The 228-nt window shown below is 65.4% G+C and carries 1 protein-coding gene; it reads left to right on the top strand.

The features are described from left to right. On the top strand, positions 1-228 hold a 228-nt coding region (locus tag SB751_RS36140), incomplete at both ends, for a penicillin-binding transpeptidase domain-containing protein (protein ID WP_410749747.1).

Raw genomic sequence — 228 nt, forward strand, 5'->3', positions numbered from 1 at the left:
CCGCTGGTCGTCGCGCTGTCGATCGACGAACGCAAGGTCACGCCGAACACGATCGTCAACACGTCGCCGGGCACCTACAGGATCGGCCCGGCCGTGATCCACGACACGTCGAACCACGGCTCGCTGACGGTCGCGCAGGCGCTGCAGAAGTCGAGCAACGTCGCGCTCGCAAAGCTCGCGCTGAATCTGCCCGCCGAGACGATCTGGAACAAGTACCAGGAGTACGGG

The organism is Cupriavidus sp. SIMBA_020 (assembly GCF_046535395.1).
Taxonomy (GTDB): domain Bacteria; phylum Pseudomonadota; class Gammaproteobacteria; order Burkholderiales; family Burkholderiaceae; genus Cupriavidus; species Cupriavidus campinensis.